Source organism: Rhodococcus sp. IEGM1339 (assembly GCF_050321925.1).
Classification (GTDB): domain Bacteria; phylum Actinomycetota; class Actinomycetes; order Mycobacteriales; family Mycobacteriaceae; genus Rhodococcus; species Rhodococcus pyridinivorans.
In genome coordinates, this window is sequence record NZ_JBNQFT010000026.1 from 14,148 (window position 1) to 32,290 (window position 18,143).

General features: G+C 66.1%; 14 protein-coding genes. 7 read left to right on the forward strand and 7 right to left on the reverse strand.

Going from position 1 to position 18,143, the window contains the following annotated elements; genetic code table 11:
- Window positions 1-148: 148 nt before the first annotated feature.
- Window positions 149-919 carry a hypothetical protein gene (locus ACQR3U_RS19890; protein ID WP_230811232.1) on the reverse strand — a complete coding sequence of 257 codons (771 nt, stop codon included), beginning with the start codon at window positions 917-919 and terminating at the stop codon, window positions 149-151.
- Window positions 920-1,108: 189 nt separating this feature from the next.
- Here ACQR3U_RS19890 and ACQR3U_RS19895 point away from each other — a divergent pair, with 189 nt between their 5' ends.
- Complete coding sequence (locus tag ACQR3U_RS19895) at window positions 1,109-1,468, forward strand: DoxX family protein (protein WP_230811260.1); 360 nt, start codon at window positions 1,109-1,111, stop codon at window positions 1,466-1,468.
- Between the two features lie 78 nt (window positions 1,469-1,546).
- Here ACQR3U_RS19895 and ACQR3U_RS19900 read toward each other — a convergent pair whose 3' ends face one another.
- The 3 genes from ACQR3U_RS19900 to ACQR3U_RS19910 all read right to left on the reverse strand — a co-directional run bounded on the left by ACQR3U_RS19900 (window position 1,547) and on the right by ACQR3U_RS19910 (window position 8,456).
- Complete coding sequence (locus ACQR3U_RS19900; protein ID WP_230811233.1) at window positions 1,547-2,998, reverse strand: glutamate synthase subunit beta; 1,452 nt, start codon at window positions 2,996-2,998, stop codon at window positions 1,547-1,549.
- Entirely contained in the window at window positions 2,991-7,586 is a 4,596-nt protein-coding gene (gene gltB, locus ACQR3U_RS19905) for a glutamate synthase large subunit (protein WP_230811234.1), read from the reverse strand. Before gltB ends, ACQR3U_RS19900 begins: the two co-directional genes overlap by 8 nt.
- Window positions 7,587-7,886: 300 nt before the next feature.
- A complete protein-coding gene (locus ACQR3U_RS19910; RefSeq protein ID WP_269065969.1) occupies window positions 7,887-8,456 on the reverse strand; it encodes a TetR/AcrR family transcriptional regulator in 570 nt (189 codons plus the stop codon).
- A gap of 59 nt (window positions 8,457-8,515) precedes the next feature.
- On the opposite strand from ACQR3U_RS19910, the gene ACQR3U_RS19915 reads away from it, so the two are divergent.
- The 6 genes from ACQR3U_RS19915 to ACQR3U_RS19940 all read left to right on the forward strand — a co-directional run bounded on the left by ACQR3U_RS19915 (window position 8,516) and on the right by ACQR3U_RS19940 (window position 14,300).
- Window positions 8,516-9,544 carry an FAD-dependent monooxygenase gene (locus ACQR3U_RS19915; RefSeq protein WP_064852552.1) on the forward strand — a complete coding sequence of 343 codons (1,029 nt, stop codon included), beginning with the start codon at window positions 8,516-8,518 and terminating at the stop codon, window positions 9,542-9,544.
- A gap of 94 nt (window positions 9,545-9,638) precedes the next feature.
- Window positions 9,639-9,956 (forward strand): type VII secretion target, encoded by a 318-nt coding sequence (locus tag ACQR3U_RS19920; protein WP_219129760.1) that lies wholly within the window; start codon window positions 9,639-9,641, stop codon window positions 9,954-9,956.
- Complete coding sequence (locus tag ACQR3U_RS19925) at window positions 9,957-12,323, forward strand: hypothetical protein (protein ID WP_230811236.1); 2,367 nt, start codon at window positions 9,957-9,959, stop codon at window positions 12,321-12,323.
- 91 nt (window positions 12,324-12,414) lie between these two features.
- On the forward strand, window positions 12,415-13,182 hold the full coding sequence (locus tag ACQR3U_RS19930) for a hypothetical protein (RefSeq protein WP_230811237.1): 768 nt from the start codon (window positions 12,415-12,417) through the stop codon (window positions 13,180-13,182).
- A 4-nt stretch (window positions 13,183-13,186) separates the two neighbouring features.
- On the forward strand, window positions 13,187-13,978 hold the full coding sequence (locus ACQR3U_RS19935) for a hypothetical protein (RefSeq protein ID WP_230811238.1): 792 nt from the start codon (window positions 13,187-13,189) through the stop codon (window positions 13,976-13,978).
- Window positions 13,979-14,030: 52 nt separating this feature from the next.
- Window positions 14,031-14,300, forward strand: coding sequence for a YbaB/EbfC family nucleoid-associated protein (locus ACQR3U_RS19940; protein ID WP_230811239.1), 270 nt, complete (start codon window positions 14,031-14,033; stop codon window positions 14,298-14,300).
- A gap of 111 nt (window positions 14,301-14,411) precedes the next feature.
- On the opposite strand, the gene ACQR3U_RS19945 is transcribed toward ACQR3U_RS19940, so the two are convergent.
- The 3 genes from ACQR3U_RS19945 to ACQR3U_RS19955 form a co-directional block, all read right to left on the reverse strand.
- Complete coding sequence (locus ACQR3U_RS19945; RefSeq protein WP_230811240.1) at window positions 14,412-16,529, reverse strand: catalase; 2,118 nt, start codon at window positions 16,527-16,529, stop codon at window positions 14,412-14,414.
- 97 nt (window positions 16,530-16,626) lie between these two features.
- Complete coding sequence (locus ACQR3U_RS19950; RefSeq protein WP_230811241.1) at window positions 16,627-17,283, reverse strand: superoxide dismutase family protein; 657 nt, start codon at window positions 17,281-17,283, stop codon at window positions 16,627-16,629.
- An 85-nt stretch (window positions 17,284-17,368) separates the two neighbouring features.
- Window positions 17,369-18,115: a Clp protease N-terminal domain-containing protein gene (locus ACQR3U_RS19955; RefSeq protein WP_230811242.1), complete on the reverse strand. Its 747-nt coding sequence runs from the start codon at window positions 18,113-18,115 to the stop codon at window positions 17,369-17,371.
- Between the last annotated feature and the right edge of the window lie 28 nt (window positions 18,116-18,143).

The window sequence follows — 18,143 nt, forward strand, 5'->3', positions numbered from 1 at the left end:
ACTCTTCTCATAGCCATGTCCCCGCCCCGCTACTGTCCTGGTGCCGCGTCCCTCCCCGGCAGTATCGAGTAGAAGGATGACATATTCGTGAACCGGATGTGATGTATCCGAGTCCGGAACGTTGTCGGGAAACGACGGGGCCGGCGGATCAGCCGCGGACGACGGTCACCTGTCCCCCACCGATGTTCGTCACGAAGACGTTGCCCGTCCCGTAGTCGACCGCCGTTCCCGGAACCGGCCGCTCGACGACGCTCCCTTCGGCGGTCGAGGCGGGTTCCGCGACGACGATGTCGGTCCCGAAAAGGTTTGTCACATAGATGTTTCCGCTGAACGGATCGGTGACCACCGCGCCCGGCGGAGGCGGTGGCGGGGCCGGGAGCTCCGCCGGCGCGACGGCACGGTCGACGACCGTGACACCGCCCGTACCGACATTCGTGACGAAGACGCCGTCGGTTCCCGCGTCGAGGATCAGCTCCGGCATCCCGGGGAGCGGAGCCTGTGCAGGCCCCGCAACGGGCTCGGGCGTGACCTCCGTCCGGTGCACCGTGACCGCACCGGTACCGACATTGGTGACGGCGACGTTGCCGAGCCCGCCGTCGACCCGCATCTCCACGAGCGCGGTGGACACCTCGGTGCGTCCCGGGACACGCCCCTCGGGATGCGTGACGGTCACGGCGCCGGGACCCACGTTGGTGATGCATGCGTTGCCGACGCCGCCCTGGAGTCCGAGCAGGCGGGGACCGTCGAATCCGAAAACCGGTGGGACGGGCTCGGCGCCGTCGATCGTCACGAGCCCGCCACCGTTGCGGATGCACGCGTCCGCAGGGTCCGCGGTCGCGGCCGGAGCCGCCGCGACGGCAGCCACGACGGCACCCGCACCCATCACGACCGTCGCCAGTGCCCGTCTCGTAGCCGTCATGCGCAGAACCATAACGGGTGCGACGCCCGGCGACACGGAAATATCACAAGCGCAGCGCGTCCGGTGGTCCCTGTTGAGCGGATTTCTGTGGATCCACCCCCGGAAAGCAGGGGCAGCTCCACCGAAACCCGAGGAACGATGACCAAGCACCCCGCATGTAAGGGTAGGCATGCTTTACTTCCGCACGTGATGAACTCAGTTCGCCATTGGCCGGACCGTTTCGGCGATCACGCCGTCGCCGCCTTCCGCATCGCCGTCGGTTTCCTGTTCCTCTGCCACGGCACCACGAGCCTGTGGGCGTGGCCGGCGGAACCCTACGGCGGAACCACCGCACAACTCGGCGCATGGCCCGGCTGGTGGGGTGCGATCATCCAGGTCGTGTGCGGCACCGCCCTGATCGTCGGTCTCGGTACCCGGCTCGCGGCCTTCCTCGGCTCCGGATCGTGGGCCGTGGATCGCCTCCTCGCGCGGCGGCGCGAGGAGGCCACACCCGAACCGGCGCCGGCCACCGCAACCGACACCGATCCCGCGTCGCTCGTCGACGCCTGACCCCACCCACGAACGCCGCCCCCCGAACGCCACTGGGCCGCACACCTTCCGGTGTGCGGCCCAGTGGTCGTACCTCGTTCAGCGCTGCGGCATCGTGGTGGTCGCGATCGGCGCCGGCAACGCCGTCTCACCCTCGAGGAAGCGGTCCACCGCAGCGGCGCACGCGCGACCCTCGGCGATCGCCCAGACGATGAGCGACTGTCCGCGACCCATGTCGCCGGCGACGAAGACACCGTCGACGTTGGTGGACCACTCCGACGAACGGGCGACGTTGCCACGCTGGTCGAAGTCGACCCCGAGATCGGTGAGCAGACCCGGCTTCTCGGCACCGGTGAAGCCCATCGCGAGCAGCACCAGATCGGCCTCGAGTTCGAAGTCGCTTCCTTCGACCTTCTCGAAGCGACCGTCGACCATCTGCACCTCGTGCGCCTTCAGCGCGGTGACCTTGCCGTCCTTGCCGATGAATTCCTCGGTGTTGACGGAGAAGACACGCTCGCCGCCCTCCTCGTGCGCCGACGAGACGCGGTACATGAGGGGGTAGGTCGGCCACGGGGTGGACTCGGCGCGCTGCTCCGGCGGCCGCGGCATGATCTCGAACTGGTGGACGCTCTCCGCACCCTGACGGTGCGAGGTGCCCAGGCAGTCGGCGCCGGTGTCACCACCGCCGATGATGACGACCTTCTTACCCTCGGCCGTGATGGTCGGGGCCGGAAGATCGCCGAGCTGCACGCGGTTGGCGATCGGCAGGAACTCCATCGCCTGGTGGATGCCGTCGAGCTCGCGTCCGGGGATCTGCAGGTCGCGGGCGACGGTCGCGCCGCCGGCGAGCACCACGGCGTCGAACTGCTCGCGCAGCTCATCGGCGGTGATGTCGACACCCACGTTCACGCCCGGCTTGAAGACGGTGCCCTCGGCCTCCATCTGCGCGAGACGGCGGTCGATGAAGCGCTTCTCCATCTTGAACTCGGGGATGCCGTAACGGAGAAGACCACCGATGCGGTCGGCCAGCTCGAACACCGTCACCGAGTGACCGGCACGCGTGAGCTGCTGTGCCGCAGCGAGACCGGCAGGCCCGGAGCCGACTACCGCGACCTTGCGGCCGGTGAGCTTCGACGGCGGAACCGGCTTGACGCGGCCGTCGTCGAATGCCTTCTCGACCAGCTCGACCTCGACCTGCTTGATGGTCACCGGGTCCTGGTTGATGCCGAGCACGCACGACGCCTCGCAGGGCGCCGGGCAGAGCCGGCCGGTGAACTCGGGGAAGTTGTTCGTGGCGTGGAGACGCTCGATCCCGTCCTCCCACTTACCCTTGTAGGCGAGGTCGTTCCACTCGGGGATGAGATTCCCGAGCGGGCAACCGTTGTGGCAAAAGGGGATACCGCAGTCCATGCAACGGCTTGCCTGGGTCCGGAGGGTGTCGAGCGGGAACGGCTCGTAGACCTCCTTCCAGTCGAGGAGTCGCAGCGGGACAGGCCGGCGGACCGGCGTCTCGCGGGAACCGTGCTTGAGGAAACCGGTGGGATCAGCCACGAGCAGCCTCCATGATCGCCTCGTCCACGTTCGCACCACGGATGGTGGCGTCCTTGATAGCCATGAGTACCTTCTTGTAATCGCGAGGCATGACCTTCGCGAAGTGGCTGACCTGTTGTGACCAGTCGGCCAGGATGCGGGCTGCGACCTCGGAGCCCGTTTCGTCACGATGCCGTTCGACGGCGCCCTTGAGCCACGCGAAGTCCTCGCCCTCGAGATCCTCGAGGTCGACCAGCTCGGTGTTCAGGTTGTTCTCGAAGTCCTTGTCCGGGTTGTACACGAACGCGACGCCACCGGACATGCCCGCACCGAAGTTGCGGCCGGTCTTGCCGAGGATGACGACCTTGCCACCCGTCATGTACTCGCAGCCGTGGTCGCCGACGCCTTCGACGACGGCCGTGGCTCCGGAGTTGCGGACCGCGAAGCGCTCACCCGCGATGCCACGGATGAGGACCTCACCCGAGGTGGCACCGAACAGGATGACGTTGCCGGCGATGATGTTGTCCTCGGGCACGAAACCCTCGGCCGCATTGTGCGGCGGGCGCACGATGATGCGACCACCCGACAGGCCCTTGCCGACGAAGTCGTTCGCGTCGCCGTTGAGCCGCATCGTGATGCCGCGCGGGACGAACGCACCGAAGCTGTTGCCGGCCGAACCTGCGAAGGTGATGTCGATCGTGTTGTCCGGCAACCCTTCCGCACCGTACTTCTTGGTGAGCTCGTGGCCGAGCATCGTGCCGACGGTGCGGTTGACGTTGGTGATCGGAGTGTCGAACGAGACCGACGTACCCGACTCGAGAGCGGGCTGCGCTTTCGCGATCAGCTCGTTGTCGAGTGCCTTGTCGAGAGCGTGGTACTGCTCCTTGGTGCAGTGCATGTCCTGCTCCCCGAAGATCGGGGAGGTGACCTTCTCGAGCAGCGGCGACAGGTCGAGCTTCGACGCGCGGTAGTGCTCGACGGCCTTGCGGGTGTCGAGGACGTCCACCTGGCCGATGGCCTCGTCGAGACTGCGGAAACCGAGTTCGGCGAGGTACTCGCGCACCTCTTCGGCGATGTACAGCATGAAGTTCTCGACGAACTCCGGCTTGCCGGTGAACCGCTTGCGCAGCACCGGGTTCTGCGTCGCGACACCCACGGGGCAGGTGTCGAGGTGGCACACACGCATCATGATGCAGCCCGAGACCACGAGCGGCGCGGTCGCGAAACCGTACTCCTCGGCGCCGAGGAGAGCGGCGACCACGACGTCGCGGCCGGTCTTCATCTGGCCGTCGACCTGCACGACGATGCGGTCGCGCAGACCGTTGAGCATCAGCGTCTGCTGGGTCTCGGCGAGACCGATCTCCCAGGGAGCACCCGCGTGCTTGAGGGAGGTCAGCGGCGACGCGCCGGTACCACCGTCGTGACCCGAGATGAGCACGACGTCGGCGTGTGCCTTCGACACACCCGCGGCGACCGTGCCGACACCGAGCTCGGAGACCAGCTTCACGTGGATGCGGGCCTTCGGGTTGGCGTTCTTCAGGTCGTGGATCAACTGCGCGAGATCCTCGATCGAGTAGATGTCGTGGTGCGGCGGCGGCGAGATCAGGCCGACGCCGGGCGTCGAACCACGGACCTCGGCGACCCACGGGTACACCTTGTGCGGCGGCAGCTGGCCGCCCTCACCGGGCTTAGCGCCCTGCGCCATCTTGATCTGGATGTCGGTGCAGTTGCTCAGGTAGTGCGCGGTCACACCGAAGCGACCCGAGGCGACCTGCTTGATCGCCGAGCGCCGCCAGTCGCCGTTCTCGTCCGGGGTGAAACGGCTCGGATGCTCGCCGCCCTCACCGGAGTTCGAGCGGCCACCGAGACGGTTCATCGCGATCGCGAGGGTCTCGTGCGCCTCGGCCGAGATGGAGCCGTAGCTCATCGCACCGGTCGAGAAGCGCTTGACGATCTCGCTCGCCGGCTCGACCTCGTCGAGCGGCACCGGCGGGCGCACGCCCTTCTTGAACTCGAACAGACCGCGCAGCGACGCGAGTCGCTCCGACTGGTCGTCGACGAGCTTCGTGTACTCCTTGAAGATCGAGTACTGGCCGGTGCGGGTCGCGTGCTGGAGCTTGAACACCGTGTCCGGGTTGAACAGGTGGTACTCGCCCTCACGACGCCACTGGTACTCGCCACCCACCTCGAGCTCGCGGTGCGCGCGCTCGGACTGGCGGTCGAGGAAGGCCGTGCGGTGACGGGCCGCGACGTCCGCGGCGATCTCGTCGAGACCGACACCGCCGAGCTGCGACTGCAGACCGGTGAAGTACTCGTCGACGAGTTCCTGCGACAGGCCGATGACCTGGAACAACTGCGCACCGGTGTAGGAGGCAAGCGTGGAGATGCCCATCTTGGACATCACCTTGAGCACGCCCTTCGAGGCCGCCTTGATGTAGTTGGCGATGGCCTTGTCGAGGGTCATGCCCTCGGGCAGGTCGCCGTTCTGCAACAGCTCGTCGATGCTCTCGAACGCCATGTACGGGTTGACCACGGCCGCACCGAAACCGCACAGGGCGGCGATGTGGTGGACCTCGCGGGCGTCGCCGGCCTCGACGAGCAGACCGACCTTGGTGCGGGTCTTCTCGCGGACGAGGTGGTGGTGCACCGCGGAGGTGAGCAGCAGCGACGGGATCGGCGCCAGCTTCTCGTCGGACTCGCGGTCGGACAGCACGATCAGGCGTGCGCCCTTCTCGATGGCCTGCGAGACCTGCTCGCGGATCGAGGCGAGGGCGCGACGCAGACCCTCACCGCCCTCCGCGACCGGGTACAGGCCGCGGATGATGACGCTGTTGAAGCCGGGGAACTGCTTCTCGTCGTTGACGTGGATGAGCTTCTGCAGGTCGTCGTTGTCGATGACCGGCGCACCGATGAGAATCTGCCGGCACGACGCCTCGGTCGGGTTCAGCAGGTCGCCCTCGGGGCCGAGCATGCCGCCCATGCTGGTGACGATCTCCTCGCGGATCGCGTCGAGCGGCGGGTTGGTGACCTGGGCGAACAGCTGCGAGAAGAAGTCGAACAGCTGACGCGGACGCGACGACAGCACGGCGATCGGCGTGTCGGTGCCCATCGAGCCGAGCGCCTCGGCTCCGGAGGCCGCCATCGGCTTGACGAGGAGATCAACCTCTTCGCGGGTGTAGCCGAATACCTGCTGCCGCAGCACGACACGCTCGTGCGACATGTAGGTGTACTTGCTCTCGGGCAGATCCTCGAGACGGGTGACGCCGCCTGCGACCCACTCCTCGTAGGGATGCTCGGCGGCGAGCTCGCGCTTGATCTCCTCGTCCTCGACGATGCGGCCCTTGGCCGTGTCGACGAGGAACATGCGGCCCGGCTGCAGGCGACGCTTGCTGACGATCTTCTCGGTGGGGATGTCGAGCACACCCACCTCGGAGGCCATGACGACGAGGCCGTCGTCGGTGACCCAGGCACGCGAGGGGCGCAGGCCGTTGCGGTCGAGCACGGCGCCGATGACGGTGCCGTCGGTGAAGCACACCGAGGCCGGTCCGTCCCACGGCTCCATGAGGGCCGCGTGGTACTCGTAGAACGCGCGACGGGCCGGATCCATCGAGTCATGGCGCTCCCACGCCTCGGGGATCATCATGAGCACGGCGTGCGGCAGGCTGCGACCACCGAGGTGCAGCAGTTCGAGCACCTCGTCGAAACGCGCGGTGTCGGACGCACCCGGCGTGCAGACCGGGAAGATCTTCTCGAGCTTGTCGCGACCGCCGAAGACCTCGGTGTCGATGAGTGCCTCACGGGCGCGCATCCAGTTGGCATTGCCCGTGACGGTGTTGATCTCGCCGTTGTGCGCCACGCGGCGGAAGGGATGCGCGAGCGGCCACGACGGGAACGTGTTGGTGGAGAAGCGCGAGTGCACGAGACCGAGGGCCGAGACGACGCGCTCGTCCTGCAGGTCGCGGTAGAAGCCCTTCATCTGGGGCGTGGTGAGCATGCCCTTGTAGACGAAGGTCGACGCCGACAGGCTCGGGAAGTAGACGGTCTCGCTGCCGGGACCGTCCTCGCCCGCGCCGTGGTGGCCGAGCTCGTGCTCGGTGCGCTTGCGCACGACGTACGCGCGGCGCTCGAGCTCGAGGCCGGTGAGCGCGCGAGCGCCGGAGGCGATGAAGATCTGCCGGAAGGTGGGCATGGCGTCCTTGGCCATGGAACCCAGCTCGGACTCGTCGATCGGCACCTCGCGCCAGCCGAGGACCTCGAGGCCCTCTTCGGCGACGATGCGGTCGACCTCGGCGGCCGCGGCGTCGGCCTCGGCGGTGTCCTTGGGCAGGAACGCGATACCGGTCGCGTATGCGCCTTCGGCGGGAAGATCGAAGTCGACGACCTCACGGAAGTAGGCGTCGGGGACCTGGATCAGGATGCCGGCGCCGTCGCCGGTGTTCTGTTCCGCTCCCGCTGCACCGCGGTGTTCGAGATTCACCAGGGCGGTGATCGCCTTCTCCACGATGTCGCGACTGCGACGACCGTGCATGTCGACGACGAACGCGACGCCACAGGAGTCGTGCTCGTTCGCCGGGTGGTAGAGCCCTCGAGGCCCGGGGAGATGAGTCATACCTAGCCTTCGTTGATGCGATAGCACCGACGACCAGCAGCGCTGATGGCCATCTACTGCCGTAGACGGGTATCGGCCGGGTGCCCGATACCTTCGACATCGCCAGTATCCGCTCATCCGCGACGGTGCGGGTGCCTTTTCGGCAGCGCGAGCGTGGACCCGGCGACCGGTGGGACGTCGTGGTCCCACCGTCTTCGAAACGAACGATATGCCAGGTGGCGGGGGGTAATGCAAGCAAGCCTGCCCTATTCTTCCGCCCACCTGCGGAAACGCAGCCGTAACGCACCGGAATCGCGGACGTCACCCTGCCGTGGAAAGCAGCATTCGCACCATTCGGGACACGCCGTCGCGCGGGTCCGGCCCGTCGTCCTGCGAGGTGCAGCGATGCAGGATCAGTCCGTCCAGGTAGTCGATGAGAACCCGCGCGGCGGTGGCGGAATCGTCGACGCCGAGGCCCGCGAGCACGGTCCCGATCCATCCGCGCAGTTCGCTGCGGCGGGTTTCGACCCCGGCACGCAGTTCGGGCGTCGCCATCGCCTCGACGAACATCGCGAAGCGTGCGCGGGTCCGCACGAGGTCGCCCCCCGTCACGAACATCACATATCCGTGCGCCAGGTCTTCGAGCTCACGTGCGTCCCCCGGCAACGCGGCGCCGATCGCCTCGAGCTGGACCCGGTCCCGCTCGAGGAGCCTGTCGAGCACCCCTTCGACGAGAGCCTGGCGGGTGCGGAAGTAGTTCGACGTGGAGCCGGCCGGCACACCGGCGATGGCATCCACGCGGCGGTGGGTGAGGGCGCGCAATCCTTCGGTCCCCACGAGTTCGATTGCGGCGTCGAGGACGGTGGCGCGTTTGTCGGTCACGAGAGACATTCTACGAGGATCACTACAGGGGTAGTCACTGTCCACTACATACGTAGTACCGTCATGACATGACCGTGAAGCCAGGCAGTGCGGCGATCCTCGGCGGCGGAATCGGAGGGCTCACCGCCGCGAACACCCTCCTCCGCCACGGATGGCACATCGACGTGTTCGAACGATCTCCGGAGCCTCCGCGCACCGGCACCGCGCTCGGGATGTGGCCTCCTGCCCTGGCCGCACTCGAAGTTGCCGGCGTCGGCGGACGGGTGGAACAACTCGGCGTGCCACAGCGCTCCGCGACGCTCAGGCGCTGGGACGGTGTGGTGCTCGCCCACGTCGGGGACCTTCGCCGGGCACCGGTCATGGTTTCCCGGCCCGCCCTCCTCGACATCCTGCTGTCCGGCCTCCCCGACCACATCGTGAAGTTCGACGCCCCCGCGCCACCGCTCACGGCCCTCGCCGGATACGACGTGATGATCGGCGCGGACGGAATCGGCAGTGCGGTACGTGACGAGGTGTTCGGTCCGGCCTACCGGCCCGTGCACACCGGGTACGGAGCGTGGCGCGGCTGGGTCGGCGGCTCCACCACTAACCATGGAGAAACCTGGGGTCCCGGCGCGCTCTTCGGAATCACCGACCGCGACGGCGACCTCACCAACTGGTTCGCCGCCGTCCGCACCACCGAAGGCACCGGCGGCACCCTCGACGACCTGTACGGCCGCTTCCACGACTGGCACCCCGGCGTACGCGACATCCTCGGCCGCCTCGACCCCGACGACGTCATGTACCACCACCTGTACGAATCCCCCCGTCTCCCGTCGTACGTCCGCGGCAACACCGCACTGATCGGCGACGCGGCGCATGCGATGGCACCGAATCTCGGCCGCGGCGCATGCGAAGCAATCGTCGACGCCACGACACTCGCGACGCTGTTGTCCGAGCATCCGGTACCGATCGCTCTGCAGCGCTATGACCGTGCCCGTCGACGCCGCACCCAGCTCCTCGTGCCCGCGTCACGGGCGGTCGCCAGGATCGCGACCGCGTCCCGGCTGACATCTCTCCGCGACTCCTCCATCACAGCATTCGGCCGCATCGCCTGAAACGTTCCGAAAATCACCCGGTCGAGGGAACCGATCGTCACGCTGCTGCGTCCAACCCTGATGGAACGTCTGCCGGACGGGAGTTGGTGAGCTGATGTCAGCGCTGAAGGTCGACCCGGACTCGTTGAAGAGCCTGGCCCATGCCCTGGAGGGAGAAGCCGAGACCATCTACGCGTTGGAACCGTCCGCGGCGCTCGAGTCGGTAGCGGGCGCGATGCCATCCTCAGCGGTCGGTGGTGTCGCCGGACGCGCGGGAGCACCACTCGACACCGCCTACCGCGCTATGGCCAACTGCCTGCGACGCATGGCCGAGGCCACCGAAGCGGCCGCACGGAACTACGAGGTGGCCGAGGAGGAATTCGGCCGCCAACTCGCGGCCGTCGGATCCGACTTCGAAGGAACGGCCCCGTAGATGTTGTCTCCTTCCGCGATCCGCTCGCTCGATCCGGCTGCGCTCACCACGGCTGCCGACGCGGTCGAGTCCGCAAACAACACATTCCGGGAGTCGACCCACCGCGTCGACCAGAATGTGGATGCCACGTTCGGTGAATGGGACGGTGAAGGCGGGGCGGCCGCCGCGGCACGTGCGTGGAGTGACCGGGTGGCCGGCCAAGGCATCAGCCGCGCTGTCGACGAGCAGGTCGACGCCCTCCGCGACGCCGCAAACACGCTCATTCCCGCCCGCGCCACCGTCGTCGGAATCGTCGACAACGCGGTTGCAGCCGGCTTCACCGTCCACGACGACGCGCGGGTCGAGGCACCCCGAACCCACACGGGCGACGCGCAGACCGACCTCGTCGTACAAGCGGGTCTCGACGACACCGCCATGAACTTCGAGGTCCAACTGAAATCGGCGGTGCGCACATTCGACGAACTGGATCGAGACGCCGCCGTCCGACTCGAGCAGGTCAGCATCCGGATCTCCACGTTCGGCGGTGAATTCCGTTCCCAGAACACACATTCCATCGATGCTCCGGACGGTGCTGCCGACGCTGCGCTCCTAGCATCCGGGGCTGCACGCGATACCGATCTCGAACGCATCGGACGCACCCTGTCGCTACCGTCGGGTGCGAGCATCGAGTACCTCGACGCCTTCTACAACAGCCTCGACGAGGACGAACTGGCGAACCTGCACGAGACGTACAAGACATGGGAAGCCGAAGGCAACCCCGACGCGGCGCGCTGGGCCGACGGTCTCGGCAACGGTCTGCTCATCCTGTCGAATCCCGAATACGGCGGGTCGTGGGAGTCGGTGCCGCAGGACATCCGAGACACCATTCGATACAGCTACGAACCCGACCCGAACGCCGAGCACCCCGGTGAACCACTGGACCGGCTGGATCGACTCGGCGCGATACTCGGCGAGGCCAACCCTCAGTATCGACCCGGAACCGAGGTGGGCATCGAGATGAGCCGGGTCGCCGGATATATGGCGGGCATCCCCACCTACGCCGATCCCCACATCATTCCCACCCCCGACCCTTCCTATTACGACCACACGGCAAGCACATTCCTCGACATCGCCACCCGGAACACCGACACGTCGTATCACCTGCTCACCGGCACCGACGTCGACGGCAGCCCTGCGGACTTCAGTAGGGACGAGGTGCTCGTTCCGCTGCTCACCCGCGAATGGGCCGACGACGGAGCAACTCTGGCCGGCCTTACGGATTGGATCGCTGCCGACGCGTTGCCCGCCGACCCGGGTGACCCCGTCGCAGTAATCCGAGCCGAACGTGCGGGCGAGGCAGCATTCGGTTTGGCCGAGGTGTTGTCTGCGCCGGAATCGGAGTGGAACTCCGACAACAACTTCAACCGTTTCCTCCATATGCCGGGTGCCTTCCGGGAGGAAACCGACCTGACCATAGGTGAAGTCAATCCTGTTGCTGTCCGTTCCTTCGCGACCGCCCTGTCACCGTTCGTCGGCGACATGGTCGGTTCCGTCGACGACGCCACCGCCACCAGCGGCTTCGGTGAACTCGGCCCCGTCCCGGCGACGCGCGTATTCACCCTCATGAACACCGACCCTGCGGCAGGTGCCCTTCTCAACGGTGCAGCAATCGCGCAGGCCACCGATTTCGACCGCCGGTTCGCTCTCGAACAACTCGACGGTGTGAACAAGTACAGCTACGGAACGTATTCGGGCCGGTTGCAAAGCCTCGTCGAGGTCGGTTTGAGCAGCACCTACGAGAACGAGAAGCTGGTCGAGCAGGCGGCGATCGACAACCGGAACCAGTCCAGAGCAGACGCGTATGCCGTGGCCCAAACCCTCGTCACCGGTGCGGTGACGGCGTTGCCGGGTGGCGTGGTCACGGGTCCGCTCGTGTACTCGACAGGGGTTCTGCTGCAATCCGAAATCGTCGATGCTGAAGGGCGATACGTGGGGCATCCGTCGGGGGTCGAGGGGTTCGATTCCGAAATGTATCTGACGGAGACGGGTGCTGATAATACTCGGAGATACAACATGATCGGCGCGTTGGTCGATTCTGGCACAGTCGATCCGGCGAACCTCCCATTGGCATGGCACGAGAACGGCGCCCTCAAAGATCGCAACAACATCGGGGACGCTGCCTTGGCGAATATCGGGGATAACACGCTGGTCGAGTCAGGGATAGAACGGCATGCTATCGACGGCTATCTCCGTAGTTCCTTCTTGGGTCAGGGCGACCTCCGGAACATTGTCTACGCAGATCAAAGAGACGGTGAGGACAGTTTCCGCGACATTGTCGTGAACGATGTCGTTCCGCACGGAGGCGAACGCTGGAACTACGGTGCGTGATTTCGTGGCTGTATCTTCGTCGTCATCTTCACGAATACACGTTATCGAAGGGTCCGCAATGAATTATCCGCCGAGGCTATTCGTAGCGGTAATGAGTGCTCTTGCAATCGCTGCAACGGCATGTACAACCAACGAGATCACACCGGTCGAGACCAGTCGGCCTCCCGCCACGCCGACGATCTATCAGCCACCCGGACAGGTCCGAAACTCCACCTTCGTGTGGTCCGCAGAACCGGGAATCGACCTTGCGGATCAACGCAGCATCCTCACCCGAGCCGCGTACGAATCCATGATCATCGCCCACTACGGCGGACTCGATACCACCTATCCCGGGTTCGCCGGAGCACTCGTCCCTTCCTACGCACGCAAAGTCCCAACTGCGCTGGAAACGTCCCTCGTCGGAACATTTCGGGCGCACATCCTCCAGGTGCTCGATACGGCGGCTGGGTTCAAAGCAACCGTGTGCACCCAATGGTCGAAGGTGGGCATCAGGGTCCGAGACGGCGACTATCGCATCAACCAATTTTCCGGGCAGGAGGAATTTGTCGAGTTCACCCGTGACACCGAGGAACATCGGCTCGAAGGGCAACTCCACAGGCACGACCCGGAACCACCGACACCAAGCGATCAGTACCTGACTTCTCTCCCCACCACCGAGCACCAATGGTCCGCTCCTACGGAAGATCTGTTCACCGATACCGGACTCAGAATCGACTTCGGGGGCGACTTGGGCGAAACGATGTATCGATGCGAAGCATGGGGTCGCAGCATCGAACCCAGCTTGCCGCCCTACAGAAGTTCCGAAACCATCATCTCCCCCACCCCACCCGAAACCCTGCCCGCCTACCCGGGCTGGTGAGCACATGAACCGAATTATCTGCGCTGCAATAGCATTCCTTGTCGGATCATCCCTCCTTGCAAGCTGCACACCCGATCGAGCGCCGGCACCGGTTGCGCCCCAGACCATCATCACCGCCGAGTACGAACCACCCGGACAGGTCCGAAATACCACGTTCGTGTGGTCCGCAGAACCCGACGTCGACCTGTTCGATGAACGCGGCAGGTTGATTCGCGCAGCACAGGAATCGAAGATTATCGCCTACTACGCAGGAATCGATGTCACATACCCGGGCTTCGCCGAGGCGCTCGATCCACACTACGCAATCGGGATCAGTACAACACTGCAGACATCTCTCGCTGGCACCATCCGCGCACATATCCTCAAAATCAACGACATACACGAGGGATTCGAAGCGACCATCTGCAGTCAAGAATCGAATTTGGCCACACGAGTACGCGATGAGGACTATCGGATCAAGGTTTTCTCCGGCCGTGAAGAGTTTGTGGAATTCGGCCCGACAACCGAAGCGCACCGCCACGAAAAATGGATGCAACGGCACGAACCACCGCGCCCCGCGCCGGAAACACAATACTTGTCGGCGCTCCCCACCTCTGAGCATCGATGGTCTGCCCCAACGGAAGATCTGTTCACCGGAACGGGACTGACAGTCACCTTCGGCTCCGACCTCGGCGAGACGATGCATCGCTGCGAGGAGTGGGGTCGCAGTATCGAACCCGATGTGCCGGACAGAGGGTCCGAGCTCATCATCTCCCCCACCCCACCCGAAACTCTCCCCGCCTACCCGGGCTGGTGAGAAAGGAACCGTGTTGACGTATCCGGAAGAACTCTCTGTCACCGTCAGGCGTGTGCAGGACACGATCGAACGGATAGTAGGCAACGGATCGGTCCACGGCATCCGTATCAGCGTCACCCCGACCGGCCGCATCGTCGCCCTCGAGATCCCGCCCGAGGCGTACAACTGGTCGCCGGACGTGCTCGCGACTCGCATTGCCGCCGCCCACGACCTCGCATCCGCGGACGCCGACGAGCAGGCCCGCTACGCGCGCGCCGAGTTGGCCGACGACCCGCGTATCCGGCGCATCGTCTCTGGGATCGGGCAGCTGACCTCGAGGTGAACGGCCCGTAAATAACAACTGGCCGCAGCGATAAGAATCAGCTGCGGCCAGAGGTAACGAAAGAATAACTTGGGGCACCCGAAACCGTAAGCCCGTCTCAGGTGAGGTCTGTCACAAAGTGTCTCGTTCCCACACCCGGTGGGTACCGAGCAGATCGAGCACCTGCGTAACCGCCGTCTGGGGATCGTCCGCGACGACGACACCCGGTGCCGCCAGACCCTCGAGTGCCGCAGCTCCCGGACCCCACGCCGCCAGCGTTTTCTGGTGGCGGAACGTCTCGTCCACGAGGATCTGCACCCTCTTATCTGCGGGTGCAGCGGCCAGAATGACCGCGTCGAACTCGATCGAGCGGGCCGTGAGGAAGGTGCGCGAGATCGGCACGACTCCCCCGAGCATCCCGCCGTGCGGGGCGACGACCAGCGGGACGCAGTCGGCCGCGTCCACGGCCTGCACGGCCGCGAGCACCTGATCGACGTCGGTGGTGTCGTCGGCGACGATGCCGATCAACCGGCCCTGCACGGGCCACGTCTTGCCGACCTGCGCCAGCGCGGGGCTCTGCGGGAGATCGGAGACCTCGACGGTCGGCTTCGGAGCGGGCAGACCGAGACCGGCCGCCACCTTCTCGCACAACCCGGTGTCGATGTTCGCCAGAATCTGCAGCTGCCGCTCCTTGATGGACTGCTCGTAGCACTTGCCCAGCTCGAAGGTGTAGGCGTAGGCCACGTGGTCCTGCTCTATCTCCGACAGGCTCAGGTAGAACTGGCGGACCTGCGTGTAGTGGTCGTCGAACGACCGGGAGACCTCACGCTCCTTCCTCGCCGCCGGTACCTCCACCGGCAGGTCGACGAAGGCACCCTCGGTGACACCGGCCATGAACGGGCATCCCGCGTCGAGCGAGTTCGGCTTGTACGGAGCGACACCGGTGTGGACGGCGTGCTGGTGGAAGCCGTCGCGGAACATGTCGTTGACGGGTGCGTGCGGACGGTTGATCGGGATCTGCCCGAAGTTCGGTCCGCCGAGTCGCGTCAGCTGGGTGTCGAGGTACGAGAACAGGCGGCCCTGCAGCAGCGGATCGTCGGTGACGTCGATGCCCGGAACGAGATGGCCCGGGTGGAAGGCGACCTGCTCGGTCTCGGCGAAGAAATTGGTGGGGTTGGCATTGAGGACCATTGTGCCGATGATCTGCACGGGCGCGAGTTCCTCGGGGACGATCTTGGTGGGATCGAGCAGGTCGATGCCTTCGAAGACCTGCTCCGGGGTGTCCGGGAAGACCTGTACGCCGAGATCCCATTCGGGGTAGGCACCGGCCTCGATCGCGTCGGCGAGGTCGCGGCGGTGGAAGTCGGGATCGAAGCCGTTGATGAGCTGGGCTTCCTCCCACACCAGCGAATGCACGCCGAGCCGCGGCTTCCAGTGGAACTTCACCAGCGCGGTATCACCCTCGGCGTTGACCACACGGAAGGTGTGGACGCCGAAGCCCTCCATCATGCGGTAGGAGCGCGGGATGCCGCGGTCGGACATGTTCCACATCGTGTGCGCCGTGGCCTCGGTGTGGAGCGAGACGAAATCCCAGAACGTGTCGTGAGCGCTCTGTGCCTGCGGGATCTCGCGATCCGGGTGCGGTTTGGCCGCGTGGACGACGTCCGGGAACTTGATGGCGTCCTGGATGAAGAACACCGGGATGTTGTTGCCGACGAGGTCGAAAGTGCCTTCCTCGGTGTAGAACTTCGTCGCGAAGCCACGAGTGTCGCGCACCGTGTCGGCCGAGCCACGGGAACCGAGCACCGTCGAGAACCGCACGAACACCGGTGTCTCCACGTCCTTCTGGAGGAACTGGGCACGCGTGATCGAGCTTGCGGCACCCGTCGCGCGGAAGACGCCGTGGGCACCGGCGCCGCGGGCGTGCACCACGCGCTCCGGGATGCGTTCGTGGTCGAAGTGGGTGATCTTCTCGCGGAAGTGATGATCCTGCAACAGGATCGGCCCGCGCCGACCGGCCTTGAGCGAGTGGTCGGTATCCGTCAGCCGCGCCCCCTGAGCCGTCGTCAGGTACTCGCCCTGCTGGGCACGGCCGCGCGGCAGATCCGCGGGAGTGCCGGTGGCCGTCCTGACCTCGGGCTCCGCCTGATCGGACTTGGGCTCGGGCGGAGTCGTGGTCGTCGTGGGTTCCTCCACGGGTGGCACGGTGGACGAGGGAACACCAGGGATCTTCGGGGTGTCGGCGGGCATGGGAACTCCGATTCGTGTGCTGTCGTCGGGGCTGGACACGTCTTTTCCACGGCTACCCGGAAGGACGGCGGCCAAACGCGGCGGCGGGGCCGTCGGGTCAGAAGTCCTCGTCGATGCAGGCGAGCCGGTCGCCGGCCTGTCCGGCCTCACCCGGTGCGGTCTTGGTGTGCTGTGCGTGGAGCACCACCGAGTTGGCTTCGCCGTCGCGGAACTCCCAGTCGACGGTCGTGGACGCCTCGGCGTTGCCCTGCGCGTCGGTGGTGATGTCGAGCCAGATCTCGTTCTGCGGATTGGCGTAGGCGGGATCGGTGGACGGGGAGTCGGGGTTCGCCGCCGGGTCGACCCGGTTCTGGTAGTGCGGCCCCGAATCGGACGGGTTCGGCCCGCACGGCCGGGTGTGGACGTGCGCCCCGAAGTCCCGATCGGGTTGCAGACCCAGCACCCTGAGGGTGACGGTGGTCCGGCCGTTCTCCTCTTCGGATTCGACGTCGAAGGTCGCGCCGACCGGCACGGCCGCTTCGTCGTAGGTGAAGGCGTTGTCGTCGTCGCCTCCCTCGTTCGGGAGCCCGAAGGCGTCGCCACTCATCCCGGGCAGCGGCGTGGGCATGGAATCGGTGGTGGTGGTCGTGAGCGAAGTGGGTGGGGTCTCGACGGTGGTCTCGGTGTCGGTGGACGAGTCGTCGCTGCTGCACCCGGCAGCCACGAGCGTGGCGACGGAGAAGCCCGCGACGAGACATGCGTGACGTGTGTTCATGACTTCGACGTACCCCGAGGGGCCGTCGGCGAACCTGGCCGCGGGGAACGTGCCCGCGCCGGGGGCGCGCAGGTCCTGCCCGGTGTTACGACCCGGCCTCGCCGTCCTCGGCCTTCTGTGCCTCGACGATCGCGGCGAGATCCTCCGCGACCTTCTTCTCCACGGCGCTCTTGTTCACGCCGGCCGCCGAGAGCACGCCGTCGCCGTTCTCGAGTTCGAGGAGCGCGAGGAGGATGTGCTCGGTGCCGATGTAGTTGTGCCCGAGTCGCAGGGCTTCGCGGAAGGTCAGCTCGAGGGCCTTGCGGGCACCCGCGTCGTACGGGATGAGTTCGGGGACGTCGCTCGACGGTTCGGGGAGCGTCGCCACGGCGGCCGAGCGCAGCGCCGCGAAGTCGACATCCTGGGCCGCGAGTGCGCGGGCGGCGAGCGACTCGGTGTCGACGAGCAGACCGAGAATCAGATGGACGGGCGTGATCTCGGGGCTTCCCGTGGCACGCGCTTCGTTCATCGACGCCATCACGGTGTTCTGCGCGCGCGGGGTGAATCGCGAGAACCCCTGCTCGGGGTCGAGGTCGTTGTCGCTCTTCGAGACGAACCGTTTCTGGGCTGCCTGCTTGGACACGCCCATGCTCTGCCCGATCTCGGACCACGACTTGCCGGACCGTCGGGCCTGATCGACGAAGTGGCCGATCAGGTGATCGGCGACCTCACCGAGGTGGTCGGCCGCGATGACGGCATCGGAGAGTTGTTCGAGCGGATCTTCGTGGACCTTTTCGATCGCATCGATGAGGTCGTCGAGCCGGATGAGATGGGACGGCCGAATGGGTTCCATGCGTCAACTCTAAGTTGACGCATGGTTT